22 protein-coding genes and 1 pseudogene are annotated in these 24,433 nt (G+C 69.3%); 7 read left to right on the forward strand and 16 right to left on the reverse strand.

Going from position 1 to position 24,433, the window contains the following annotated elements; translation table 11 throughout:
• Positions 1-2 precede the first annotated feature (2 nt).
• The 3 genes from ACQEXA_RS19270 to ACQEXA_RS19280 all read right to left on the reverse strand — a co-directional run bounded on the left by ACQEXA_RS19270 (position 3) and on the right by ACQEXA_RS19280 (position 2,442).
• The gene (locus ACQEXA_RS19270; RefSeq protein ID WP_432932873.1) at positions 3-1,010 is read right to left on the reverse strand and encodes a methionine synthase; all 1,008 of its coding nucleotides are present in this window, start codon (positions 1,008-1,010) and stop codon (positions 3-5) included.
• 178 nt (positions 1,011-1,188) lie between these two features.
• Positions 1,189-1,878, reverse strand: coding sequence for an SDR family oxidoreductase (locus tag ACQEXA_RS19275; protein ID WP_432932871.1), 690 nt, complete (start codon positions 1,876-1,878; stop codon positions 1,189-1,191).
• Positions 1,879-1,902: 24 nt separating this feature from the next.
• Positions 1,903-2,442: a TIGR00730 family Rossman fold protein gene (locus ACQEXA_RS19280; protein ID WP_360997783.1), complete on the reverse strand. Its 540-nt coding sequence runs from the start codon at positions 2,440-2,442 to the stop codon at positions 1,903-1,905.
• A 50-nt stretch (positions 2,443-2,492) separates the two neighbouring features.
• Here ACQEXA_RS19280 and ACQEXA_RS19285 point away from each other — a divergent pair, with 50 nt between their 5' ends.
• Positions 2,493-2,816, forward strand: a complete 324-nt coding sequence (locus tag ACQEXA_RS19285; RefSeq protein WP_359395009.1) for a DUF427 domain-containing protein — start codon at positions 2,493-2,495, stop codon at positions 2,814-2,816.
• 56 nt (positions 2,817-2,872) lie between these two features.
• Complete coding sequence (locus tag ACQEXA_RS19290; protein WP_432932869.1) at positions 2,873-3,652, forward strand: alpha/beta fold hydrolase; 780 nt, start codon at positions 2,873-2,875, stop codon at positions 3,650-3,652.
• A 10-nt stretch (positions 3,653-3,662) separates the two neighbouring features.
• Here the strand turns inward: ACQEXA_RS19290 and mnmA are convergent, their stop codons facing one another.
• Positions 3,663-4,787, reverse strand: coding sequence for a tRNA 2-thiouridine(34) synthase MnmA (gene mnmA / locus ACQEXA_RS19295; RefSeq protein WP_433130637.1), 1,125 nt, complete (start codon positions 4,785-4,787; stop codon positions 3,663-3,665).
• A 61-nt stretch (positions 4,788-4,848) separates the two neighbouring features.
• On the opposite strand from mnmA, the gene ACQEXA_RS19300 reads away from it, so the two are divergent.
• Positions 4,849-5,514 (forward strand): N-acetylmuramoyl-L-alanine amidase, encoded by a 666-nt coding sequence (locus ACQEXA_RS19300; protein WP_432932865.1) that lies wholly within the window; start codon positions 4,849-4,851, stop codon positions 5,512-5,514.
• 49 nt (positions 5,515-5,563) lie between these two features.
• Here ACQEXA_RS19300 and ACQEXA_RS19305 read toward each other — a convergent pair whose 3' ends face one another.
• The 3 genes from ACQEXA_RS19305 to ACQEXA_RS19315 form a co-directional block, all read right to left on the reverse strand.
• Complete coding sequence (locus ACQEXA_RS19305; protein ID WP_432932863.1) at positions 5,564-6,727, reverse strand: cysteine desulfurase family protein; 1,164 nt, start codon at positions 6,725-6,727, stop codon at positions 5,564-5,566.
• 153 nt (positions 6,728-6,880) lie between these two features.
• On the reverse strand, positions 6,881-7,183 hold the full coding sequence (locus ACQEXA_RS19310; protein WP_433130639.1) for a DUF4190 domain-containing protein: 303 nt from the start codon (positions 7,181-7,183) through the stop codon (positions 6,881-6,883).
• Between the two features lie 38 nt (positions 7,184-7,221).
• Positions 7,222-7,389, reverse strand: a complete 168-nt coding sequence (locus ACQEXA_RS19315; RefSeq protein WP_432932859.1) for a hypothetical protein — start codon at positions 7,387-7,389, stop codon at positions 7,222-7,224.
• A gap of 134 nt (positions 7,390-7,523) precedes the next feature.
• Between ACQEXA_RS19315 and ACQEXA_RS19320 the strand changes: the two genes are divergently transcribed.
• From ACQEXA_RS19320 to ACQEXA_RS19330, 3 genes are all read left to right on the forward strand, one after another.
• Positions 7,524-8,150: a TetR family transcriptional regulator gene (locus tag ACQEXA_RS19320; protein ID WP_359395022.1), complete on the forward strand. Its 627-nt coding sequence runs from the start codon at positions 7,524-7,526 to the stop codon at positions 8,148-8,150.
• 409 nt (positions 8,151-8,559) lie between these two features.
• Positions 8,560-9,957, forward strand: coding sequence for an IS1380 family transposase (locus ACQEXA_RS19325; RefSeq protein WP_433130641.1), 1,398 nt, complete (start codon positions 8,560-8,562; stop codon positions 9,955-9,957).
• A 266-nt stretch (positions 9,958-10,223) separates the two neighbouring features.
• Positions 10,224-11,630: an IS4 family transposase gene (locus tag ACQEXA_RS19330; RefSeq protein ID WP_433130643.1), complete on the forward strand. Its 1,407-nt coding sequence runs from the start codon at positions 10,224-10,226 to the stop codon at positions 11,628-11,630.
• Positions 11,631-11,856: 226 nt separating this feature from the next.
• On the opposite strand, the gene ACQEXA_RS19335 is transcribed toward ACQEXA_RS19330, so the two are convergent.
• Entirely contained in the window at positions 11,857-12,735 is an 879-nt protein-coding gene (locus tag ACQEXA_RS19335; RefSeq protein WP_432932857.1) for a thioesterase family protein, read from the reverse strand.
• A 219-nt stretch (positions 12,736-12,954) separates the two neighbouring features.
• Between ACQEXA_RS19335 and ACQEXA_RS19340 the strand changes: the two genes are divergently transcribed.
• Positions 12,955-14,181 carry an alpha/beta hydrolase gene (locus tag ACQEXA_RS19340; RefSeq protein WP_433130645.1) on the forward strand — a complete coding sequence of 409 codons (1,227 nt, stop codon included), beginning with the start codon at positions 12,955-12,957 and terminating at the stop codon, positions 14,179-14,181.
• Here ACQEXA_RS19340 and ACQEXA_RS19345 read toward each other — a convergent pair.
• From ACQEXA_RS19345 to ACQEXA_RS19380, 8 genes and pseudogenes are all read right to left on the reverse strand, one after another.
• Positions 14,090-14,746: a trimeric intracellular cation channel family protein gene (locus ACQEXA_RS19345; RefSeq protein ID WP_432932853.1), complete on the reverse strand. Its 657-nt coding sequence runs from the start codon at positions 14,744-14,746 to the stop codon at positions 14,090-14,092. The genes ACQEXA_RS19340 and ACQEXA_RS19345 overlap by 92 nt on opposite strands.
• 68 nt (positions 14,747-14,814) lie before the next feature.
• Positions 14,815-16,206, reverse strand: a pseudogene (locus ACQEXA_RS19350) (M1 family metallopeptidase).
• A gap of 97 nt (positions 16,207-16,303) precedes the next feature.
• Positions 16,304-17,650 (reverse strand): ABC transporter ATP-binding protein, encoded by a 1,347-nt coding sequence (locus tag ACQEXA_RS19355; protein ID WP_432932851.1) that lies wholly within the window; start codon positions 17,648-17,650, stop codon positions 16,304-16,306.
• Between the two features lie 14 nt (positions 17,651-17,664).
• Positions 17,665-18,747, reverse strand: a complete 1,083-nt coding sequence (locus ACQEXA_RS19360; RefSeq protein ID WP_432932849.1) for an ABC transporter ATP-binding protein — start codon at positions 18,745-18,747, stop codon at positions 17,665-17,667.
• On the reverse strand, positions 18,744-19,754 hold the full coding sequence (locus ACQEXA_RS19365) for an ABC transporter permease (RefSeq protein ID WP_432932847.1): 1,011 nt from the start codon (positions 19,752-19,754) through the stop codon (positions 18,744-18,746). The genes ACQEXA_RS19360 and ACQEXA_RS19365 overlap by 4 nt, the downstream gene beginning before the upstream one ends.
• An 88-nt stretch (positions 19,755-19,842) precedes the next feature.
• Entirely contained in the window at positions 19,843-21,594 is a 1,752-nt protein-coding gene (locus ACQEXA_RS19370; protein ID WP_433130647.1) for an ABC transporter substrate-binding protein, read from the reverse strand.
• Between the two features lie 27 nt (positions 21,595-21,621).
• Entirely contained in the window at positions 21,622-22,620 is a 999-nt protein-coding gene (locus ACQEXA_RS19375; RefSeq protein WP_432932843.1) for an ABC transporter permease, read from the reverse strand.
• Between the two features lie 798 nt (positions 22,621-23,418).
• Positions 23,419-24,219, reverse strand: a complete 801-nt coding sequence (locus ACQEXA_RS19380; RefSeq protein ID WP_433130649.1) for an enhanced serine sensitivity protein SseB C-terminal domain-containing protein — start codon at positions 24,217-24,219, stop codon at positions 23,419-23,421.
• Positions 24,220-24,433 lie beyond the last annotated feature (214 nt).

Consider the following 24,433-nt stretch of genomic DNA (forward strand, 5'->3'; position numbering starts at 1 on the left):
CGTTACTCAGGGTTGTCCGCGAGGGATCTCGCCGCCCGGACGCAGTGGGCCAGTGCCCTGCGGGCGTAGTCCGGGGAGGCGCCCGCGAGGCCGCAGGTCGGCGTGAGGGTGACCGCCTCCGCGAGAAGCCCCGGATGCAGCCCCAGCCTGCGCCACAGCGTCCTGACACCCATGACGCTACCGGCAGGGTCTGACAAGGGGCCGTCCGTCCCCGGGACGATCCCGGCGAAGAGCCGGGTCCCGGCCTCCACCGCCTCCCCGATCGCGTCGTCGTCACGCTCGGTGAGCAGCGAGAAGTCGAAGGAGACCGCTGCCGCGCCCGCCCTGCGCAGGAGGGCGAACGGGACGTCCGGCGCGCACGAGTGGACCACGACCGGGCCGTCCGTGTGCACCCCGGCGACGTCCCGCAGCGTGGCCTCGACGATCTGCCGGTCCGCGGCCCGGTGGGTCCGGTAGCCGCTGGCGGTCTTCACCTGGCCGCGCAGGACCGCGGTCAGCGACGGCTCGTCGAGTTGGAGCACGAGCCGGGCGCCCGGCACCCGCCGCCGGACCTCCTCGAGGTGGAGGCGCAGGCCCTCGGCGAGGGAACCAGCGAGATCGCGGCAGGCGCCGGCGTCGGAGAGCGCCGCCTCACCGTTCTTCAGCTCCAGGGCGGCAGCGAGGGTCCAGGGGCCTGCCGCCTGCACCTTCAGCGGCCCCTCGTAGCCTTGCGTGAACTCCTCCAGGGCGTCGAGGTCCTCACCGAGCCAGGAGCGGGCCCGCCTGGTGTCCCGGCCCGGCCGGTCACCGAACCGCCAGCCGCTGGGCTCCACGCGCGCGTACAGGTCCACGAGCATCCCGGCACTGCGCCCGATCATGTCCGCGCCGGGTCCCCGGGTGGGCAGTTCGGCGAGGAACGGGAAGTCCTCGAAGCTTCCCGTGACGGTCTTGGCGGCCTCCCGCGCGTCCTGTCCGGGCATGGATCCCACCCCGGTGGCGCCACCGAACCTGAACTGGCTGTTTTCGCTCACCCCGGCAGCGTAGGCCCTCCGCCGGCGCGGCCTGCCCGGGGCCGTCCTCGGGACGGTGCCGGAGGCGGGGACGCCGTCCGGTGGTTCGGCCCGGGACCCCGTCGCCATGCCGGGCCGGCCGGGCCTGGATTCGGACACCCCCGTACCGCCCCGTCCCGATGGTGCTCCGGTCGCGCTGCTATGCGCCCGGCCGGACCGTCAGGTCGTTGACCTCCGCGTCCCGCGGCAGGTCCAGGCACATCAGGATCGTCGTCGCCACCGACTCGGGGGCGGTCCACTGGGACGGGTCGTACGTCCTGCCCTCCTGCTGGTGGACCTTGGCCTGCATGGGGCTCGCCGTGCGGCCGGGGTAGACCGAGGTGACCCGGATGCCGTTCCCGTGCTCCTCGTGGCGCAGGGAGTCCGCGAGGGCCTTGAGTCCGTGCTTGGAGGCCGCGTACGCCGACCATTCCGCGTGGGCGTTCAGCCCCGCGCCCGAGTTGACGAAGACGACATGGCCGCGGGACGTGCGCAGCTGGGGCAGGAAGTGGCGGGTCAGCTCGGCGGGGGCGATCAGGTTGACGTTGAGCTGGTGGCGCCAGGACTTCGGGGTCAGCTCGCCCACCCGGCCGAGGTCGACCACCCCCGCGATGTGCAGGAGGGAGTCCACCTGGTCCGGGAGGGTCTGGTGGGAGAACGCCCAGGACAGCCTGTCGGGATCGGACAGGTCGCCGACCAGGGTGCGCGCCCCGGGGAATTCGGCCGCCAGTTCCTTGGCCCGCCCGGCGTCCCGCGCGTGCAGCACGAGGTCGTCCCCGCGCGCGTGCAGGCGGTGCGCCACGGCCGCACCGATGCCGGAGCCAGCTCCGGTGATCACATGAGTTGCCATGTCCGCCATGCTCGCACCACGGTGCTAGCGAACGCCGAGCGACTCCTCGAGATAGGCGAGCGCCCCCACCGGCTCCTCGGCGAAGAACACCAGGTCGGTGAGCGGCCGCGGCAGGAACCCCTCGTCGTCCATGCGGCGGAACTGCTCCTTCAGGCCGTCGTAGAAGCCGGCCGTGTTCAGCAGGACCACCGGCTTGTCGGTGTGCCTGTGCTTCTTCAGCTCCAGGATCTCCGTCGCCTCGTCGAGCGTCCCGGTCCCACCGACCATGATCACGATCGCGTCGGCCTTCTCCAGCAGCAGCCTCTTGCGCTCCGCGAGATCCTTCGCGATCACCATCTCGTCGGCTCCCGCCCGCGCCTTGGCCGCCAGGAACCCGACGGAGACCCCCACCAGTCTGCCGCCCGTCTCCTGCACACCGTCGGCGACGACCTTCATGAGGCCCACGTCGGAGCCGCCCCACACCAAGGTGTGACCGCCCTTGCCGAGCAGTTCGGCGAACTGACGGGCAGGACGGGTGTAGGTGTCGGCGAGGTCGGCGGCCGAGAGAAAGACACAGATGTTCATGCGGCAACCGTAGGCGGGAAGAAGCGGCGGCCCGCAAACGCTTTTCGGATATGACCCAAGGACACACGATCACCATCGAGCAAGCCGACCAGCATGTCCGCGTGGTGCACGACGGACAGGTACTGGCGGAGAGCGACCGGCCCCTCGTGCTGCACGAGACCGGTTCACCCACGCGCTACTACATCCCGGCCGAGGACGTGCGCCTCGACCTACTGACGCCCTCGGAGACCCACACCGTCTGCCCCTTCAAGGGGACGGCGTCGTACTGGTCCCTGCCGGGCGCCCCGGACCTCGTCTGGGCGTATCCGGAACCCAAGGAGGACGTCGCCCGGATCAAGGACCACCTCTGCTTCTACGACGTGGAAGTGTCATGACCGAGTAGCAGTGTCGTGAGCGATTAACGCCGTCGCTCTGCGGCAGTCTCACAGACATGGACAAGCAGACGATCTCGCGCGACGGGACCCCCATCGCGTACGAACGCACCGGACAGGGCCCGGCGGTCGTCCTGGTGAGCGGCGCGATGTCCACGGGCGCCACGGTGACGCCCCTGGCCGCGCACCTCTCCGGCCGCTTCAGTGTCATCGTGTACGACCGCCGGGGCCGCGGCGCCAGCGGCGACACCCAGCCGTACTCGGTGGCACGCGAGGTCGAGGACCTCGCCGCGCTCATCGAGGCGGCGGGCGGCGAGGCGGCGCTGTACGGCATCTCGTCGGGCGGCGCGCTGGTGCTGCACGCGGCCGAGAGCGGGCTGCCCGTCCCCCGGGTCGCCCTCTACGAGCCGCCGTACGCCGACTTCGGGGGCGGCGTACGGGAACGTGCCGAGTACACCGCCCGGCTCGGCGAAGCGCTCGGGCAGGGCCGCCCCGGGGACGCGGTGGAGCTGTTCCTCCGGCTCACCGGCCTGGCCCCCGAGGTGATCGCGAGCGCCCGCCAGTCCCCCATGTGGGCCGACATGGAGGCGATCGCGCCGACCCTCGCGTACGACGACGCGGTGATGGACGGTGGGCTGGTGCCCCGGGAGCGGCTGGCCGCGATCGGAGTGCCCGTCCTGGCCGTGGCGGGTGCCGCGAGCCCCGAGTGGATGCGCAGGGCGACCAGGGCGGTGGCGGACGCGGCACAGGAGGGCACGTACCGCGCACTGGAGGACCAGACCCACGTCGTGGACCCCGAGGTGCTGGCGCCGTTGCTCGCGGACTTCTTCGCCGGTTAGCGTCGGGCGGTCACGCCACGGCGGTCGTCGCGCGCGTGGTCGTCGCGATCGTCGCGGAGCCCAGCACGCGCGTGCCGTCGTACAGCACGATCGCCTGGCCGGGGGCGACGCCGCGGACCGGCTCGGTGAAGGTCACCCGGAGCTCGCCGTCGACGGGTTCCGCGGTGACCTCGCACTCGCCGCCATGGGCGCGCAGCTGGGCCGTGTAGGTGCCGGGGGCGGTCGGGACGGCACCGCACCAGCGCGGCGTGATCGCCGTCAGCCCGCTCACGTCCAGAGAGGCCGCCGGGCCGACCGTCACCGTGTTGTCCACCGGCGAGATGTCGAGCACGTAGCGCGGCTTGCCGTCGGGCGCCGGGGTGCCGATCCGCAGGCCCTTGCGCTGGCCGATCGTGAAGCCGTAGGCGCCGTCGTGCGTGCCCAGCCTGGTGCCGGACTCGTCGACGATGTCGCCCTCCGTACGGCCGAGACGCCGGGCGAGGAAGCCCTGGGTGTCCCCGTCCGCGATGAAGCAGATGTCGTGCGAGTCGGGCTTCTTGGCGACCGCGAGGCCCCGGCGCTCGGCCTCCTGCCGGATCTCGTCCTTGGTGGTGACCGTGTCCCCGAGCGGGAACATCGCGTGCGCCAGCTGCCTCTCGTCGAGGACCCCGAGGACGTACGACTGGTCCTTCGCCATGTCGGAGGCGCGGTGCAGCTCGCGCGTGCCGTCCTCGAGGGTGACGACCTTGGCGTAGTGGCCCGTGCAGACCGCGTCGAAACCGAGGGCGAGGGCCTTGTCCAGCAGCGCCGCGAACTTGATCTTCTCGTTGCAGCGCAGGCACGGGTTGGGGGTGCGCCCGGCCTCGTACTCGGCGATGAAGTCCTCGACCACGTCCTCGCGGAACCGCTCGGCGAGGTCCCAGACGTAGAAGGGGATGCCGATGACGTCCGCGGCGCGGCGGGCGTCCCGTGAGTCCTCGATGGTGCAGCAGCCGCGCGCGCCCGTACGGAAGGACTGCGGGTTCGCGGACAGCGCGAGGTGGACGCCGGTCACGTCGTGGCCGGCTTCGGCGGCGCGGGCGGCGGCGACTGCGGAGTCGACCCCGCCGGACATGGCGGCGAGGACGCGGAGGGGGCGGCGCGGGGTGTCAGTCATAGCCCTTCAAGAGTACGGGGCGGACGGGAACCGGGGCCCGTGAGTATCCGTTGTCGATCACATGGGGGACGGTGGGGCCACGAACGACGGTGACCGGCGGCTCGGGCGGCGGGCGTTGCTCGTCGGAGGCACGGCGGCCGCCGTGGGCACGGTCGCGCTCGCACGGGACGAGCTGGCGCGCCTGTGGTGGCGGCTGCCCGGCGTGGAGAAGCCACGGGTCCCGGGCGCGGTCGACTTCCGGGGCGCACGGTGGGTGGCGGCCTCGCCGGCGAATCTGCGGCACGCGGACCGCCCCGACGACTACGGCATCGACCGCGTGATCATCCATGTCACCCAGGGCGGCTACCGCAGCGCGGTCAAGGCGTTCCAGGACCCGGAGCACGCTGCGGCGGCGCACTACATCGTGCGCAGGGACGGCCGCATCACACAGATGGTCCGCGAACTGGACGTGGCGTTCCACGCGGGCAACCGGGAGTACAACGAGCGCAGCGTCGGCATCGAGCACGAGGGCTTCGTCGAGTACGCCTCCACGTTCACGGACGCGATGTACGAGGCGTCGGCGCGGCTCGCGGCAGCGATATGCGGGCGGTACGGCATCCCCGTGGACCGCGAGCACATCATCGGGCACGTCCAGGTGCCGGGTACGGACCACACGGACCCGGGCCCGTACTGGAACTGGGGCCGTTACGTGGGCCTCGTACGGCGGGCGGCCCGGACCCGGGCATGACGACCGCCCGCATGGGCGCCGACGGCCGGGCGGCGAGAGCGGCCGTCGGTCAGGTCAGCCCTGCGCTGCGAGCACGCTCCACCGCGGGGCCGATGGCCTTGGCGACCGCCTCCACGTCGGCCTCCGTGGACGTGTGGCCCAGGGAGAAGCGGAGGGTGCCGCGGGCGAGGTCCGGATCGGCGCCCGTGGCGAGCAGGACATGGCTCGGCTGGGCCACACCGGCGGTGCAGGCGGAGCCCGTGGAGCACTCGATGCCCTGCGCGTCCAGCAGCAGGAGCAGGGAGTCGCCCTCGCAGCCGGGGAACGTGAAGTGCGCGTTGGCGGGGAGCCGGTTCACCGGGTCCCCGCCGAGGATCGCGTCCGGCACGGCCGCACGGACGGCGGCGATCAGGTCGTCGCGCAGCGCGCCGATCTCGGGCGCGAACCACTCGCGCTGCTCGGCGGCCAGCTGTCCGGCCACGGCGAAGGAGGCGACGGCCGGTACGTCGAGGGTGCCGGAGCGTACGTGGCGTTCCTGCCCGCCGCCGTGCAGTACCGGGACGGGGCTGTACTGGCGGCCGAGGATCAGTGCGCCGATGCCGTACGGTCCGCCGATCTTGTGGCCGGAGACCGTCATCGCGGCGAGTCCCGATGCCTCGAAGTCGACCGGGACCTGGCCGAAGGCCTGCACCGCGTCGGAGTGCAGCGGAACGTCGAACTCCGCCGCCACATCGGCCAGTTCACGGACCGGCAGGACCGTGCCGATCTCGTTGTTGGCCCACATGACGGTGGCGAGGGCCACGTCGTCGGGGTTGCGGGCGATGGCCTCGCGCAGGGTCTCCGGGTGGACGCGGCCGTAGGAGTCGACCGGCAGGTACTCGACCGTGGCGCCCTCGTGTTCGCCGAGCCAGTGGACGGCGTCGAGCACGGCGTGGTGTTCGACGGGGCTGGAGAGGACGCGGGTGCGGGCGGGGTCGGCGTCGCGGCGGGCCCAGTACAGGCCCTTCACCGCGAGGTTGTCGGCCTCGGTACCGCCGGCGGTGAAGACGACCTCGCTGGGGCGGGCGCCCAGCGCCTCGGCGAGGGTCTCGCGGGCCTCTTCCACGGTGCGCCTGGCACGGCGACCCGATGCGTGCAGCGCGGAGGCGTTTCCGGTGATGCCGAGTTGCGCGGTCAGTGCCTCTGCCGCCTCGGGAAGCATCGGGGTGGTCGCGGCGTGGTCGAGGTAAGCCATGGTGTGCCCGATTCTACGGGCCGTAGGTGTACGGCCTCCGCCCAGGCGGGCCCTGGCGGCGGCACCGGCGGTCGGCCCGTCGTCCATGGGCCCGTCGCCGGCCCCCGGTTCACGGCTCGCGGCTCACGAGGTGCGTGCGGCTCGCCGCTCGCGTCACAGGTTCCAGGACACCGTGTGGTCCAGCTGGATGAGCGTCACCAGAACCACCAGGTCCGCGACGCCGAGGCCGAGCCCCAGAAGTGCACGGCCCCGGCGGCGAGTGCCGCGCCACATGGCCACGGCCGCCAGGACGATGGCGACGGGACCCAGGAAGACGTTCAGGACGAGGAGGCCGAGCAGGCCCAGGATGAAGGACGCGACGGCCATGCCGTCCGCGTCGCGCCCACCGGTACGGGCCGGCGCGGTGCCGGCCTCGGCTCGTGCGGGTCGTTCGGTTCGTGCGGCGGTCAGTTGCATGCTGCGTCAGCTCCCGGCAGTGGGTTCGGGTACGCGGATCAGTGGACGGATGTCTGCCGCCGGCGCCCGTGCCGCTCACGGATGGCGAAGATCACGAGCCATACGGCGATCACGGCCGCGACGACAAGGGTGACGGGGAGCGGGGCGTGGGCCACGGTGCCGAGGGCGGCGCCCAGCAGCAGAAGCGCGGCGACGAGGAACAGCATGGGATGAGATCCCCCTCCGAGATACCTCTCGTTACATTTCGGTGAACGGTTGTGGTAACAGTTGTTCACTGACTTCCAAGTCTAACGCGTCCGGCGGCTTTGCAATTCCAGAGAACAGTTGTTAACTGCATGGCATGAGTCACACCCTCGGAATCCGGCAGGCCCAGAAGCAGAAGACACGGCAGGCGCTCCTGGACGCGGCGCTCGTGCTGCTGGAGGAGCAGAGCCTGAGCAGCCTGGGCCTGCGCGAGGTCACCCGCGCGGTCGGCGTCGCCCCGACCGCCTTCTACCGGCACTTCCGCTCGACCGCGGACCTCGGCGTGGAGCTGGTCGAGGAGGCGCTCGGCAGCCTGCACCCGATGATCGAGTCCACGGTCGCCACGTCCGGTGACAGCGACGAACGCATCGTCCGCGCCGTCGCCCTGATCGCGCGCCATGTCGACGCGTATCCGGCGCACGTCCGCTTCATCGCACGCGAACGGCACGGCGGCGTCCAGCCCGTGCGGGAGGCGATCCGGCGGCAACTGGCGCGGTTCGCCGAGGAGGTGAAGGTCGCCCTGGCCGAACACTCCGAGTCCGCCGGGTGGAGTGACGCGGATCTGCTGATGCTCGCCGGTCTCTACGTCGACCAGATGCTGATGACGGCCTCGCAGTTCCTCGAGGCGATGGAGGGTCCCGCCGAGGAGCGGGACCGGGTGTCCCGGGTGGCGGTGCAGCGGCTGCGGCTCATCAGCATCGGGCGCCACCACTGGAAGTCATGACCCGACGGGCACCGCGCCTATAACGGCCTTCGGCGGCGCACCCGTTCACCGGGTGCGCCGCCGACATACCAGCGCGTGTGCCCGTGGCGTCCCTACAGGCGGCCGCCGGGCCGCCCCTCACACCACCGCAGCCGCCCTGGCCACCGCCAGGACCGCCGGACGGCACCTCCGAGCAGCCCGGGAGGCACCCCGGCCGGCCTCCTGCCGGCCGAGCCGCGTCGGGGCGCAGGAAGGCGCGCCCAGGGGGTCCTCGGCGCGGCTCAGGCCAGCGTCTCTGATTGGCTTAGCCTTGATCCACCGACGTAGTACCTGTGGACAAGTCTCAAGAAAACGAGGAAGTGCCTTGTGACCTGCGATGATGGGAGTTCTTGAGGCTTCCAGCACGCACAATCAGCAAGGCACTTCCGAGATGCAAGTTTCCCATACGCCGGCGGCGGTCTCCGCTGCGTTCGACGACGCGAATCTGATCGCGCATGCCGGGCTGGTCCCGGTGATGCGGTTGGCTGAGCGATGCGGGCTCGCCCGTCTGACGGCGCAGAAGGTGAAGCTGAGCGGGGCGAAGAACAGCGCGGGCGCCGCAGCGGACGCCAAGGTCGCAAGCATCGTGGCCGGGATGGCGGCGGGTGCGGACAGCATCGACGACCTGGACGTCCTGCGGCACGGTGCGATGCCGGCCCTGTTCGGCGGGATCCGCGCCCCCTCCACGCTCGGCACGTTCCTGCGCGCGTTCACCCACGGTCATGCCCTCCAACTCCACGCGGTGCACCGCCAGTTCCTGATCGCGCTGGCCGCGAACACCCCGCTGCTGCCCAGCGCGGGCGAGAAGGCGTTCATCGATGTCGACTCCACTCACAAACGCGTCTACGGCCGCACCAAGCAGGGTGGCGAGTACGGCCGGTTCAAGGGGATCCGCACTCTGCACCCCCTGCTCGCCACGATCTGCACCCCCACCTCCCGGCCGGTGATCGCCACCGTGCGGATGCGCCGCGGCAAAGCGGCCGACTCCCGCGGCGCCCCGAAACTCGTCAGCGAGGCACTGGCCACCGCCCGTGAGGCCGGCTGCACAGGCCTGCGCATCCTGCGCGCCGACTCGCAGTTCTACAACGCCGGCGTCATCGCCGCCTGCCGCCGGGCCGGCGCCCGCTTCTCCCTCACCTGCGGCATGAACCCCTCCATCAAACGGGCCATCGCCGCCATCGACGACACCGCCTGGCAGCAGATCACCTACCCCACCGCCGTGCCCGACCCCGACACCGGCGAGCTCATCTCGGACGCCGAAGTCGCCGAGATACCCGCCTACACCGCGTTCGCCAGCCGGAAGAAAGCAGACCGGGTCACCGCCCGGCTGATCGTGCGCCGGGTCCGTGACCTGGCCAAACCCAACACCATCGGCGAGCAGGGCGAACTCTTCCCCGCCTGGCGCTACCACCCGTTCTTCACCGACAACCCCGCCCCCACCCTCCAGGCCGAGCGGGAACACCGCCACCACGCCGTCATCGAGCAGGTCATCGCGGACAGCAAGAACTCCGCCCTGGCCCACCTGCCGTCCGGGCACTTCCACGCCAACGCCGCCTGGCTCACCCTGTGGGCGATGGCCTACAACCTGCTGCGGGCCACCGGCGCCCTGACCTCCGCCTTCCACGCCAAAGCCACCACCGCCACCCTGCGCGCCCACCTCGTCCACGTCCCCGCCAGGATCGCCCGCTCCGCCCGGCGCCTCACCCTGCACCTGCCCCGCAACTGGCCCTGGCGGCATGCCTGGACGCAGCTGTTCGACACCGTCCACGCGCCGCCCGAACCCGCTTGACAGCCTCTGACCACCCCCGCCCGCCAGGGCACGACCGGAACCGAAACGTGGAAAAGCTGGGCAAACCAGCGGCTACCGCCTACCCAACCACGACCACCGCTCCGAATCCGGCTCACACACCACTCAGAAGATCACCCATCAACCATGTCGGCAACACCGTTGCGTTTGGCCCCTGCGCTGTACGTCAAGTCCTGCTGAACAGCGCAACGGGACCACCTGATAGATCAACGATCGGCGAAGAAAGTCGATCAAGGTCAGGGGTCCCGTTGCAGGAGAAGTCTGTCATCACGTCTACGATCGAGACAGCCCGGGGTGTATTCGCGCCTGGTCATCTGGGGGAGTTGACCCAGGTCGTGGACTTCGCGCTGGTGGACGCGGTGCTGGAGGAGACCGGCCGGCGCGAGAAGCGTCTGCGACTGCTGCCTTCGCGGGTGGCGGTGTATTTCGTGCTCGCTCTCGCGTTGTTCGAGCACTGCTCTTACCGCACGGTGTGGTCCAAGCTGACCGCGGCCCTGACTCCGCTGGCCCTGGTGCGTCCTGCGGTCTCCTCCCTGACGCGGGCCAGGCGCAGGGTGGGGGCTGCACCTGTGCGGCGTCTGTTCGAGACGCTTGCCGGGCCCGTCGCCCGCCGCGGGCAGGCCGGGTCCTTCTACCGGGGCCTGCGCACCGTGGCCGTCGACGGGACCCTGCTGCACACTCCCGACGACGAGACGCTCACCTGGCGCTTCCCCAAGCGGGCCGGGGAGGGGCTGGAGTTCGGCTATCCGCTCCTGCGGCTGCTGGCCCTGGTCGAGTGCGGCACCCGCGCGCTCATAGCAGCCGCCTTCGGACCAGAGTCCGAGGGTGAACTCCCCTATGCCAAGCGGCTTCTGACCGCCCTGGACAAGACGATGCTCCTGCTGGCCGACGCGGCCTTCGACGGCAACGAGTTCCTTGACGCGGTCCATCAGAGCGGGGCGCGGTTCCTGGTGCGCTCCGGGGCCCGCCGCGTCCCCACCCCCGCCGAGCACCTGGGCGACGGCTCCTACATCGCCCGCATCGGCTACGGCGTCCTGCGGGTACTGCTGCCGGTACGTGTGATCGAGGCGACCCTCACCGTCACCTTGGCCGATGGCACCGTCCGCACCGAGCAATGGCGGCTGATCACAAACCTGCTGGACCCCGTCCGTTATCCGGCCATCGAGCTCGTTGAGCTCTATCACCGCAGGTGGCAGGCGGAAACCACGTATTTTTCGATCAAGGCCACGATGCTCGACGGCCGCGTCCTACGCTCCCGCAGCATCGATGGCCTCGATCAGGAGGTCTACGCTTTGCTCACCGTCTACCAGGCTCTGATCCGCGCCGGCGACGACGCCCTGACCGGACGGCCGGAAGTACCCATGGAACGGATCAGTTTCACCGTCCTGCTGGCCGCCGCAACCGACACAGTCACCGCCGGCCATGGAATCTTCCCCGGCACCCTCGTCGACCTGGTCGGCACGATCGGCCACGCCGCCCTGGGCAATCTCCTGCCCGCCCATCGACGGCAACGAGTGAAGGCCCGTACCCGGAAGAACCCCACCAGCAAGTACGGACCGAACGCCGGACAGCACCCTCAGAAGGCCCAGAACTACACCGTTCGCACCACAATCGCGTTCTTCGACCACGGCCTCAATAGCCGCTCACAGCGCTAACGCAACAGTGTTGACCATGTCGGTGGATCGAGGCTTAGCGAGCCTGAGCGTTGCTCAGCCTTGGGAGCCAATCGCCTTCGTGCCCTGGTACTGAACGACAGGAGCCGCCAGCCCGCGTGGCACGTCCCTCCGGACGCTGGTCGACCGGGCCACAAGACCCGACCGAGGAGGGTGCCCGACGTCGCCTGGGCGCCGGGCGTGCACGTAGCACTCTGCCACAGGTTCACTACGCTTCGCTAATCCAACTGGTGAGCCTGACCCGTGCCAGCTGCCGGGACTGGGCGACCAGACGGTCCTTGCTGTCCCAGACCTCGGCGTCCTCCTCCAGGAAGCCGCCGGCGAGGTTGCGCGTGGTGATCGAGACACGCAGCGGTCCCGGCGCCGGGCGGGACCGCACGTGCACGGTCAGCTCGACGGTCGGCACCCAGCCGGAGATCCCGAGCTCGAAGGCGGTGGGCGGCAGCGCGTCCACCGCGAGCAGCAGCGAGAGCGGATCCTGGTCGCGGCCGTCGGCCAGCCCGAACCACGCCCTCATCTCGCCCTTGCCGGAGGGCGAGCCGAGGGCCCAGCCCAGCGTGGCGGGGTCGAGCTTGAGCATCAGCCGCTCGGTGATGGCCGAGCTGCCGGAGACCGGTGCGGGACCGTCCTCGGGGCCGAAGCACTGGGCCATGGGCGGAATGGCGGGCGGCTCGGCGCTCGTCCGGACGTCGTCGGGCAAGGAGTCGAGGTCGCCGTAGGAGGCGAGGACGCGGATCCGCTCGACCTCGCGGCCCTCGCCGTCGTACTGGAAGAGGGACGCCTGACCGGTGGAGAGGGTGCGGCCGGTACGAACGGCCTCCGTGCGGATCACCGCGGGACCGGGGGTGGACGCGGTGAGGTAGTGCGCGGAGATCGTGAACGGGTCCCGGTGCGGAAGGGCGTCCGCGAGGGCCCGGCCCAGGACGGCCAGCAGATAGCCGCCGTTGACGGCCTTGATGATCGTCCAGCCGGCGGAGAGGTCGATGTCGTAGACGCCGGGTTCCCGGAGGGTGACGGCGGTGTCGCGGTCGAACTCGCTGTCGCCGATCGTGGCTCGCACGGCCTGTGCGGTGGCTGCTTCTGACATACCTGAACGGTACAACAGGAAATTACTAAGCAGTAGCTTTGGTTGTTGTCGTCACATGACGATCGCCTGAACCCCCGCATGGACCCAGCCACCCACGGGTGTGGTTTTGGCAATTTTTAGGTAAGTATCCACACTCGTCCGTGACCGGCACCCCCCGGCTTCCCTCTGAGAAGACGTACAGCCAGTTCCGCCCGTTCACAGGAAGAGCCGGATACGCCGATGAGCCTGACCGGGACGCCGTTCCTCTTCACGTCGATCGCCCTCGTGGCCGTCGCCATCATCCTGCCCCTTCTCCTGTGGTCCCGGATCCGCGGCCCGGTGGTGCTGCGCCATGCCGCCCGGATGCTGATGCTGCTGTTCGCCCAGGCCACAGCGGTCACCCTGGTCTTCGTACTGGTGAACAACGCCAACAACCTGTACGACAACTGGGCCGACCTGCTCGGCACCGGAAACCACGTGCAACAGGCCGCCGACCTCGGCAAGGACGGCACCGGAGGCATCCAGATCAAGGCCCTGCCGAGAGTCCGCCAGACCTTCACCCGGGCCGACGGACCCGCCATGCACGCGGCCGGCGGCGTGCGCGTCACCCAGCTCAAGGGCCGGGTGTCCGGCGTCGACGCCGAGGTCTATGTATGGCTGCCGCCGCAGTACTACGAGCCCGCCTACCGGAACAAGAAGTTCCCCGTCGTGGAGCTGCTCTCGGGCTACCCGGGCTCGGCGAAGGCCTGGTTCGGATCGCTGAAGGTGCACGAGCAGCTGCTGCCGCTGATGCGCAGCGGTCAGGTGGCGCCGTTCATCCTCGTGGCCCCGCGCACCAACCTCATCGCCAAGGTCGACACCGGCTGCGCGAACATCCCGGGCACCGTCAACGCCGACACATGGCTGAGCATCGACGTGCCCAAGATGGTCACGGACAACTTCCGCGCCCGGTCCGCGCCGAACGGCTGGGCGGCCGCCGGCTACTCGGCCGGTGCGCACTGCGCGACGAAACTCGTGGTGGCACACCCGGACCGCTACCGGGCGGCGATCAGCCTGTCCGGCTACAACGACCCGATCGGCGAACGCCGCTCGCTCGCCGCCCAGAGCCTCGAGCTGCGCCGCCAGAACAACCCCTACTACCTGCTCAAGGACAACCGCATCCCGCCTCGCGTCTCCCTGTACCTGTCCGGCCAGCTGGGCGACGGCTACCAGGCGGCCGCGGCGCTGCAGCAGATCGCCAAACCGCCGACCACGGTCCGCGCGGTGCTGATCCCGCGCAGCGCGGGCGGCCACAGCATGGCCCTGTGGCGGCCGCAGATCCCGTACGCGTTCACCTGGCTGACCCAGCAGATGACCGGCGGGGCCGATGGCGCGGCTACTCCTCGGCAACCGTGGAGCGCCGGTTCCAGGCGCGCGGCGCTCGCCAGTGGAACCGCATCGCCAGCAGGCGTAGTGCGAAAGCGGTGACCACCGCGAGCCCGGTGGTCAAGGGCGTCAGGGCGTCGTAGCGGATGCACAGCGCGGCCATCGTGGCGCCGACGATCGCGGGCACCGCGTACAGGTCGCGGTCCCAGCGCAGCAGCGAGGGCACCTCGTTGGCGAGGACGTCACGCAGGACGCCGCCGCCCACGGCGGTGGCCAGGCCCAGGGCGGCCGACGAGGTGACGCCGAGCCCGTACTCGTACGCCTTCGTCGTCCCGGCCACGCAGAACAGACCGAGACCGGCCGCGTCGAAGACGTTGACGGCCACCTGGATCCGCTCCACCTGAGGGTGGAGGAAGAAGACCAGCAGGGCGGCGAGCAGCGGGGTCAGGAAGTACCCCCGGTCCGTGAACGCGGCCGGCGGCACGGCCCCGATGATCAGGTCACGGAACAGCCCTCCGCCCAGCGCGGTGACCTCGGCGAGCACCGCGATACCGAAGACGTCGAAGTTCTTGCGGACGGCCAGCAGCGCGCCGGAGATCGCGAAGACGAAGATGCCGACGAGGTCCAGCGTGTGCTGGACCGAAGGGCTGAACAATTGCTGGAACACCCTTATATTCTTACCCACAGAACAGGGTGCGCCTTACAAAGCAAGGTCCAGACGTCAAAACGCCGAGGTTACAGGGCGGGCTTCCCGGTCGTGAAGAGCCACTTCTGGAACAGGTCGTCGAGCCGCTGCCCCGAGATCTTCTCCGCGAGCCGCATGAAATCGGCGGTGTTCGCGTTGCCGTACCGGTGGAGCTTGGCCCAGGCCAGCAGGAGGTTGAAGAACGCGGTGTCGCCGATGCGCTCGCGCAGCGCCTGGAGCGTCATCGCGCCTCGCTGGTAGACCGCGGAGGCGAACATGGTGTCGCGCTGCGGGTCGGCCACCTTGACCTGCCAGAACGCACTGTCGGCGGGGCGGGCGTTGTACCCCGCCATGAAGGAGTCGTGCGCCGAGGCGGTGCCCCTGTGCTCGGCCCACAGCCACTGGGCGTAGGTCGCGAAGCCCTCGTTGAGCCAGATGTCCTTCCAGCGCTCCACCGAGACCGAGTCGCCGAACCACTGGTGCGCCAGCTCGTGCACGATGGTCGACTCGTTGCGGACGGCCGAGTACGCGGGCTTCGACTGGACCTCGAGCGAGAAGCCGGCCTCCGGCATGTCGTCGACGATGGCGCCGGTCTCCTCGAAGGGATACGGCCCGAAGAGCTTCGACCAGTAGTCGGTGGCCTCGGCGGTCACCGCGTACACGTCGACGCTGTTGCTGTTCGCCAGCACCGGGTCGATGGCGACGTAGATCGGTATCCCCGACGGGGTCTTCCCGGTCTTCACGTCGAACTTGCCGATGGTCGCCGTCGCCAGGTAGGTCGCCATCGGCCTGGACTCACGCCAGTGGGTCACGGTCTAGCCGCCCTTGTCGTACGTCGAGATCAGGCGGCCGTTGGAGACGGCGGTCAGGCCCTTGGGGGCCTTGATCCGTATGTCGTAGGTAGCCTTGTCCGAGGGGTGGTCGCTGGACGGGAACCAGGTGGAGGCCGCGTTGGGCTCGCAGGCGACGAACACTCCGTCGGCGGTCTTCATCCACCCGTACTTGGAGCCGAAGACGATGGGGCCGCCGAGGGGTTCGGGGATGCCGCCGTAGGTGACCGTGACCGTGAAGTCCTTGCCCTTGGGCAGGACGCCGCGCGGGTTGATGCGGATCTCGTCGCCCTCACGCGCGAACGAGGCGCGTCTGCCGTTGACTTCGATCTTCGCGACCTCGAGTTTCTGCAGGTCGAGGTCGAAGGAGGTCAGGCTCTGGGTTGCGCGGGCCGTGAGCGTCGTACGGCCGTCGAGGCGCGCTGTGTCCGGGTTGTACGCCACGTCGAGCGCGTAGTGACGGGCGTCGATGCCGCCGTTGCCGAGCTGCGGGAAGTAGGAGTCACCGATGCCGGGGGCGCCGGGCGACGGGGCGGAGGAGGCGGCGACGGAGAAGAAGGAGGCCGCCGCGGTGACGAGGATCCCTAAGCGTGCCGAACGGGAGAGTGCCATGAGTCGTCCCTTCGAGCGTGCTGTCGATCAGACGGACACGCCAAACTCTGCGCTCTCCCGTTCGGGCATGCACATGACTTTGCCAACTTGTCATGTGTTACTTGTCAGTTGACTCCTGACGGTCGGCTGCCGCCTCCTCCGAAGCGGCCGTCTCCGAGGAGGCCTCGGTGGCCGTGGGCTCCTCGGCGGACTCCTCCGTGGAAGCCGCCTCCTCGGACGACTTCTCGGCCGAAGCCGCTTCCTCGGCGGACTCCTCGGTCGAAGCCGGTTCCTGCGCGGAGTTCTCGGCCGCCACCTCGGCGGCAACCGCCGCCGAGGTCTCCGCCGACTCCTCCAGCACCGCGTCCGGCACCAGCTCGGCCGCCGCCTTGGCGACGGACAGAAGCACGGTGTCCTGCGGGGCCTGGTCCTCGAAGTTCTCCGGGTGGTGGCAGGCCACCTGCTGTCCCGGCTTCAGCTGGAGCAGCGGCGGCTCGGTCGTCCGGCAGATCTCCGTCGCCTTCCAGCACCGCGTGTGGAAGCGGCAGCCGCTCGGCGGCGCGATCGGCGAGGGGACATCGCCCTTGAGCAGGATGCGCTCGCTCTTCGTCGCCTTGCGCTTCGGGTCCGGGATCGGCACCGCCGACATCAGCGCCTTGGTGTACGGGTGCATCGGCGCCTTGTACAGCGAGTCGCGGTCGGCCAGCTCCACGATCTTGCCGAGGTACATCACCGCGATCCGGTCCGAGACGTGCCGGACGACCGAGAGGTCGTGCGCGATGATCACGTACGTCAGGCCGAGCTCCTCCTGGAGGTCGTCCAGCAGGTTCACGACCTGCGCCTGGATCGACACGTCCAGCGCGGAGACCGGCTCGTCCGCCACGACCAGCTTCGGGTTGAGCGCGAGCGCGCGGGCGATGCCGATGCGCTGGCGCTGACCGCCGGAGAACTCGTGCGGGTAGCGGTTGTAGTGCTCGGGGTTGAGACCCACGACCGACAGCAGCCGCTGGACTTCCTTCTTGATGCCGCCCTCGGGCGTGACGCCCTGGAGCTTGAAGGGAGCGCCGACGATGGTGCCGATGGTGTGGCGCGGGTTCAGCGAGGAGTACGGGTCCTGGAAGATCATCTGCACATCGCGGCGCAGGGGACGCATCCCGCCGACGCCGAGGTGTGTGATGTCCTTGCCCTCGAACTCGACCTTGCCCGCGGTCGGTTCCAGCAGCCGCGTGATCAGCCGGCCCATCGTCGACTTGCCGCAGCCCGACTCGCCCACGACGCCCAGGGTCTCGCCCTTGCGCACCTCGAAGTCGATGCCGTCGACGGCACGCACCGCACCCGTCTGCCGCGAGAGCAGGCCCTTGCGGATCGGGAAGTGCTTCTGGAGCCCGGTCACCTTCAACAGGGTCTCGCCTGCGGAGGCGTCCTTGGTGAGGGTGGGTCCGTCACTCTGAGCAGGGATGCTCACTGCTTTTTCGTCGCTCACAGCTTCGGCGCAATCTCTTCGGTCCAGATACGCTCCCGCTGCTCCTGCGTCATGTGGCAGGCGGCCCAGTGCCGACTGCCGACCTCGGCCAGCTCGGGGCGGACCGTGCGGGTGACGTTGTCCTTCGGGATGTCCGCGTACGGGCAGCGCGGGTTGAAGGCGCAGCCGGACGGGACGTTGATCAGGGAGGGCGGGGAGCCCTTGATCGGGATGAGCCGGTCGGTGTCCTCGCGGTCGAGGCGCGGCATCGAGCCGAGCAGACCCCAGGTGTAGGGGTGGCGGGGCTCGGAGAACACGCTCTCGGCCGGTCCGCGCTCCACGCAGCGACCGCCGTACATGACCAGCAGGTCGTCGGCCATCTCGGCGACGACGCCGAGGTCGTGCGTGATCATGATGACCGCGGAGCCGAACTCCTTCTGCAGATCCCGGATCAGGTCGAGGATCTGCGCCTGGACGGTGACGTCCAGGGCGGTGGTCGGCTCGTCCGCGATGAGCAGCTCGGGGTTGTTCACCAGCGCCATCGCGATCATCGCGCGCTGGCGCATACCGCCGGAGAACTCGTGCGGGTAGCTGTCGGCACGCTTGGCCGGCTCGGGGATGCCCACCCGGTCCAGCATCTCGATCGCGCGCTGCTTGGCGACCTTCTTGTTCACCTTGTGGTGGACGCGGTACGCCTCGACGATCTGCGCCCCGACCGTGTAGTAGGGGTGCATGGCCGACAGCGGGTCCTGGAAGATCATCGCCATCTTCCGGCCGCGCAGCCGGCGCACCTCGTTCGGGTCGGCGCCGATCAGTTCCTGGCCATCCAGCCACACCTCGCCGGAGACCTTGGCGTTCGCCGACCGGTGCAGACCCATCACGCCGAGCGACGTCACGGACTTGCCGGAACCCGACTCACCCACGATGCCCAGCGTCTGACCGCGCCGGACGTCGAAGCTGAGGCCGTCCACGGACTTGACCAGACCGTCGTCGGTGTTGAAGTGGATGCGCAGATCGCGAACGGTGAGGAACGCGTCGTCGGCGTCGGAGGGGGCGACGGTGGCCGGTTCGCCCAGCGCCGCCTTTTCGAGCTTGCTCACGAGTACCTCACGCGGGGGTCGATGGCTGCGTACACCAGGTCGACGACCAGATTGCAGAAGACGATGAAGAACGCGGCGACCAGGGTCACGGCCATCACAATGGGCAGGTCGTTGTCCTTGATGGCCTGGATCGAGTAGGCGCCGATGCCTTGCAGGGAGAAGACCGTCTCGGTGAGCACCGCGGTACCGACGAGGGTGCCGAAGTCCATGCCGAAGATGGTGACGATCGGGGTCAGGCTGGCACGCAGACCGTGCTTCGCCACGACCGTGCTCTCCTTGAGGCCCTTGGCCCTGGCGGTCCTGATGTAGTCCTCGCTCATCGTCTCCAGCATGCTCGCCCGGGTGAGCCGGGCATAGGTGGCGGAGAAGAGGAACGCGAGGCTGATCCAGGGCAGCAGCAGGTGCCAGGCCCAGTCGGCCGGGTTCTGGGTGAACGGCACGTAGTCCGTGCTGTCCCAGATGGGCCACTGGTAGACGAACAGCGCGTTGATCACCTGGCCGGTGAAGAAGATCGGGAGCGAGACGCCGGCGAGCGCGATGAACATCGAGATGCGGTCGACGGGCTTGCCCTTGCGCAGCGCCGAGATGACACCGGTGGTGACACCGAAGATCACCCAGATCACCGCGGCACCGACGGCCAGCGAGAAGGAGACCGGGATGCGCTTCGTCAGCTGCGGCCACACCTCGACGTGACTCTTGAACGAGTACCCGAAGCAGGGGGCGCTGCAGTGCGACGCATCAGGGCCGAACTTGTAGTCGGCGCCTACGAACAGGCCCTTGATGTAGTCCCAGTACTGAATGTAGATGGGCTGGTCGAAACCCAGGTTTCGCTTGATCGCGGCGACGGACTCGGGGTTGGCGTCCTTGCCGACGTACTGGGTGGCCAGCTGAGTGGCTGTCTGGCCGCCCAAGCGGGGGACCAGGAAGAAGATTGCGAAGGTGACTGCGCTGACCACCAGCAGCAGTACCACGGCGCCGAAGACGCGTCGGATGATGTACGCAGCCACAGCTGTGCGGCTCCGGGGGCCGGGACGGAGTGTGTCCGTCCCGGCCCCCCGGTGCCTTCACCTGCCTTTCAGGGTATCCGGCCTGCTGTTACTTCGAGGAGCCCAGCAGCGTGTAGTCGTACATGCCGAGGTACGCCTGCGTCACCGTGACGTTGGTCGCGGAGTCAGGCCTGATCAGCAGGTTCTTGCGGTAGACGAGCGGGACGACCGAGCCGTTGTCCATGACCATCTTGTCGATGTCGCCCCAGGCCGTGGTGCGTGCCGCGGCGTCGGTGTTGGCGATGGCGTCCGCGAGGGCCTTGTTGATCTTCGGGTCGTTCAGCTCCATCAGGTTGTTGCCACCCGAGGGCTTGATGGCCGAACCGTCGATGATCTGGTCCAGGAAGCCGTAGCCGGTCGGCCAGTCGGCGCCCCACGCCATCATCATCATGCCGAGCTTGTGCTGGTGGACGTAGCTCGGGACACCGGCGAAGTTGGCGAAGTACTTGCCGGAGGGGAACTGCTTGATGTCGACGGTGATACCGGCGGCCTTCAGCGAGTTCTGGATGGCCGTGGCGGCCGCGATCTCGGCGGGGCGGTCGGAGCGGGCCGTCAGCGTGGTGGAGAAGCCGTTCGGCTTGCCGCACGCCTTCAGCTCTTCCTTGGCCTTGGCCGCGTCGCCCTTGCTGCCCGGGGTCGCGTAGGTGTCGAACTTGGTGTAGCCGTTGACCGACGGCGGCAGCAGCGTGCTGGCCACGTCACCCTTCGGCGCACCACCGATGGCGTCGAGGACGGACTGCTTGTCGACGGCCCACTGGACGGCCTTGCGGCAGTGCTCGTTGTCGAACGGCGCGACGTGCACGTTCAGCGCCATGTAGGACGTGGCACCCGCGTACGAGTCGTCCGTCTGCTTGGCGTACTTGCCCGACAGGATGCGCGGCTGGGTCTGCGGCTGCACACCGGCGCCGGTGATGTCGGCCGTGATCTTGTCAGCGAGCAGGTCGTTGTCGATCGAGACCGGGTTGACCTTGAACTTGACGTTGATCTTGTCCGGCAGCGCCTTGCGGATCGGGTCCGTCTTCGGGTCCCAGTTCGGGTTGCGGACGAGGGTGGCGCTGGCGCCCTCCTCGTACGAGGCGAACTTGTAGGGGCCGGAGGACACCATGTGCTGGACGTACTTGGCGCCGTCGTCCTTCGCCTGCGGTACGGGGGCCGTCTGGGAGAAGGTCGCCAGGTAGTCGAAGTCCGCGAAGGGCTGGGCCAGCTTGAAGACGATCGTCTGGTCGTCCGGCGTCTCGATGGAGGCCAGGCCGTTCTTGTCCTTGTACGGGCCCTGGTACTTGTCGCCGCCCTGCAGGTACGCCTTGAAGTACGTGGGGCCGTTGGACAGGGCCTCGGGCGCGAAGTTGGAGCGCTCGATCGCGTACTTGACGTCCTTGGACGTGATCGGCGTGCCGTCCTCGAACTTCAGACCGGAGCGCAGGTGGTACGTCCAGGTCTTGGCGTCGGGGCTCGACTTGCCGAGGGAGTCCGCGAGGTCCGGAACGACGGTGAGGCCGTCGTGGCCGGCGGCCGGCTTGAACGTGACGAGCGTACGCGCGTAGAGACGCGAGAAGTTCTGCACGAAGCCGTAGTACGTGTTACCAGGGTCCAGGGAGTCCGGAACGTCGGAGTCCTCGAGGTTAACCGTCCCCCCCTTCTTGGAGGACGCGTTGACGATGGAGTCCAGCGCCGCGTCCTTCTTGGCGTTGCCGCCACCGTTGTTGTTGCTGGAACCGCCACCGCCGCCGCTGCACGCAGCTGCGCCGAGCGAGAGCGCCAGGACCGTCGCCGCGGCGGCGGTAACCCTTCTCGTCTTCACCTGAGGAAAGCCCCCTCTATCGATGGATCACTTGCTGCGAGGGTCGAGCGCATCACGCAGCCCGTCACCCAGCAGGTTGAATGCCAGGACGGTGATGAAGATCGCCAGACCGGGCACGAACATGAACTGCGGATCTGCGGTGTAGAGATCCACGGCGTTGCTGAGCATTCCGCCCCAGGAAGCCTGCGGCGGTGCGATACCGACCCCGAGGAAGCTCAGCGCGGCCTCGAAGAGGATGTTCGTCGGGATGATCAGCGTCGAGTAGACGATGACCGGCGCGACGAGGTTGGGGAGCAGCTCCCGGAACAGGACGTACGGTCCGCGGGCACCCAGGCTGTGGGCCGCCTCCACGAACTCGCGCCGCCGCAGGCTCATCGTCTGGGCACGCACGATACGGCCGATATAGGGCCAGCTGAAGAAGCCGATCACGAAGATCAGCACGCAGATGCGCAGTGACAGGCCGTTGAGCCCGAAGAAGCCGTCCTGTACCGAGGCCGAGATGGCGATGGCGAACAGCAGCAGCGGGAACGCAAGGAACGTGTCCATGAGCCTGCTGATGATGCTGTCGACCCAGCCGCCGTAGTAGCCCGCGACGACGCCCAGCACGGTGCCGATCACCACCGAGAGGAGGGTGGCACCGCCGGCGACCAGGAGCGACACCCAGGAGCCGTCGATGATGCGGGCGAGCATGTCGCGGCCGTACTGCGGCTCGATGCCGAGCGGGTGCGCCCAACTTATGCCGCCCCAGCCGCCCTTGGGCGCCAGCAGCGCCGGGTCGATGAGGTTCTGGTTGAACTTGTCGGGGTCGAGCCCGAAGATCCACTCGATCGGCTTGGCGAGCACCGCCATCAGAACGAGCAGGATGACGACGACGCCACCCGCCACGGCCACCTTGTCCCGCTTGAACCGGGTCCAGGCGATCTGCGTGAGTGAACGCCCTTCGATCTGACTTTTCTTGACCCCGGCGAGTACGGACTCGGGCGGCGCTCCGGCCTCCGCCCCGGTGGTCTCGATCGGTGCGGTCACAGTTGACCTGACCCCTCTCGCCGGTGGTGACCGGCCTTTGTCCGCCGCGGTGGGCGGCTTGGTTCACTAATCTGCTGCGCGGCGGCCGCAGATGGTTACGGCCCAACGGGCCACTGATCCTCGATTGGATCAATCACAGGATCGATGGCCTCGCGTCTGGGAGGCGAGTCTTCAACGCCGTCACGATCACCCGCCAGATGTGACGAGGAAAGGATGCGTAAACGTGATGCGGGCTGGGGGGTTCCGTTATCCGGACGGGCGGTGACGGGGTGCGGACGCGGGTCAGTTGGGGCATTTGGTCGCGGTTGCGGACCAACCACCCGACATCTACGCGCGAAGACCGGGTCTCATACGCCCGTCGCGCCGGTCACCGCCGGACGTCGCCCCCCTCGGAAGCACCCCTCCGACACGGCCCCCACCCCCCGAACCGAGACGTCCGGGTCATGGCAATAAATCCCGGTTCTTCGGGCTTCACAGGATGGACAATCGCCACAATCAAGTAGCAGGGCAAGCCCGCGCGGTACAGCGATTTGAGCTTTGCTTGAGGAATGGGCGTATACCCCGCCGGCACAGGCGCACGACCGGGGGCCCGGCGAGCGCCGTCGGCGGTCAACACCCCTTCTGACATGCCGAGTTGACGCGACGCTGACCCGCCGCACCGCACCTGTCGCGCTCCCCCTGTGACGGGAGAGGGTATGCCGGGGAATTCACCTCGATCGCCGGCCGTAAATGGAAAACCGGGCCCGCTCCCTATTTCCCGGAGCGGACCCGGCCCGTCATTCTCGGTATTATGGAAAATCAGTATCCGCCCGGGACCGGTGGATAGCCGTAGCCGCCGACGGCGGGGGCCTGGGCCGGGGCCGCGTGGGCCTCGCGGTCGTAGAAGGGGCGCGCCTGAGCGCGGAGCCACATCGCGACCGGGTCGTACTCGTCGGACATCGCGACGGTCGACACGGGCAGCCCCTCGGGCACGGCGCCGATGGACTGCTGCATCATCGCGCGCACCGAGTCGACGGCGGGCGGCGAGGTGTCGTATACGTCCAGACCAATCGCGAGGTACGGCGCACCGAGGGCGGGCTGCACCCAGGCCCTGCGCAGCGAGCGCACGGCGGGCGTACGGTGCGCGTTCTGGGTGAGGAGGGCGTAGAACTGCGGGATCTCGATGGCCGGTTCCGACAGCCGCAGCGGTCCGGCGGGCTGCCGCTCGAGTCCGGTCGCGATGCGGCGCAGGTCGAGCCAGGGGATGCCGACGCCGCCGCCCGGCGCATGCGGGTTCAGCCACAGGCCGTAACGGTCCGGGTAGAGGGTGCGGGCGACGTCGAGACCGTCGACCACCTCGTACGAACGGTTCCAGCCGCTGGCCGACAGTTCCTGGGCGGAGGTGACACACGGCGCGTAGCCGTAGCCGCCCACCTCCATGTTTCCGTACTGGGCGTCGGGCGAGCCGGCCTGGCCGTGCCACAGGAGCATCCAGACCTGGCCGGACGACGGGGTCGCGAGCGCGCGAAGGAGCACCTCGTAGGCGTCGTAACGCCCGGGCGTCACCTGGCGCAGCATGTGCTCGACCTGCCCGGTCGCGGCCGTGCCCGACGCGCTCACCCTCTACCGCCCCTTCACGACGAACCTGACAACCCGACGGATGTCTCCGGTGCGTTGCGGGCGGATTCCAGCCGCACCACCCCGACCGAGCCATTCTCCCCTGTCCGGAGACACCGTGTCCCCTCGCGGCTTCGCCGCGGTCCGGGCCCCCGGCCGGACGCGAGGTTGTCCCGCTCCGGCCCATGAAACCAGGTTAAGGCGCCATCCTGACAGC

The sequence above is a fragment of the Streptomyces sp. CA-106110 genome (assembly GCF_050936285.1).
GTDB lineage: Bacteria > Actinomycetota > Actinomycetes > Streptomycetales > Streptomycetaceae > Streptomyces.

What these genes read in the sequence shown, in the direction of transcription:
- ACQEXA_RS19335 (WP_432932857.1), bottom strand. Translation starts at nt 12,735, where the DNA reads ATGTCAGAAGCAGCCACCGCACAGGCCGTGCGAGCCACGATCGGCGAC.
- ACQEXA_RS19320 (WP_359395022.1), top strand. Translation starts at nt 7,524, where the DNA reads ATGAGTCACACCCTCGGAATCCGGCAGGCCCAGAAGCAGAAGACACGG.
- ACQEXA_RS19325 (WP_433130641.1), top strand. Translation starts at nt 8,560, where the DNA reads ATGCAAGTTTCCCATACGCCGGCGGCGGTCTCCGCTGCGTTCGACGAC.
- ACQEXA_RS19315 (WP_432932859.1), bottom strand. Translation starts at nt 7,389, where the DNA reads ATGCTGTTCCTCGTCGCCGCGCTTCTGCTGCTGGGCGCCGCCCTCGGC.
- ACQEXA_RS19280 (WP_360997783.1), bottom strand. Translation starts at nt 2,442, where the DNA reads ATGAACATCTGTGTCTTTCTCTCGGCCGCCGACCTCGCCGACACCTAC.
- ACQEXA_RS19310 (WP_433130639.1), bottom strand. Translation starts at nt 7,183, where the DNA reads ATGCAACTGACCGCCGCACGAACCGAACGACCCGCACGAGCCGAGGCC.
- ACQEXA_RS19275 (WP_432932871.1), bottom strand. Translation starts at nt 1,878, where the DNA reads ATGGCAACTCATGTGATCACCGGAGCTGGCTCCGGCATCGGTGCGGCC.
- mnmA (WP_433130637.1), bottom strand. Translation starts at nt 4,787, where the DNA reads ATGACTGACACCCCGCGCCGCCCCCTCCGCGTCCTCGCCGCCATGTCC.
- ACQEXA_RS19285 (WP_359395009.1), top strand. Translation starts at nt 2,493, where the DNA reads ATGACCCAAGGACACACGATCACCATCGAGCAAGCCGACCAGCATGTC.
- ACQEXA_RS19305 (WP_432932863.1), bottom strand. Translation starts at nt 6,727, where the DNA reads ATGGCTTACCTCGACCACGCCGCGACCACCCCGATGCTTCCCGAGGCG.
- ACQEXA_RS19290 (WP_432932869.1), top strand. Translation starts at nt 2,873, where the DNA reads ATGGACAAGCAGACGATCTCGCGCGACGGGACCCCCATCGCGTACGAA.
- ACQEXA_RS19340 (WP_433130645.1), top strand. Translation starts at nt 12,955, where the DNA reads ATGAGCCTGACCGGGACGCCGTTCCTCTTCACGTCGATCGCCCTCGTG.
- ACQEXA_RS19300 (WP_432932865.1), top strand. Translation starts at nt 4,849, where the DNA reads ATGGGGGACGGTGGGGCCACGAACGACGGTGACCGGCGGCTCGGGCGG.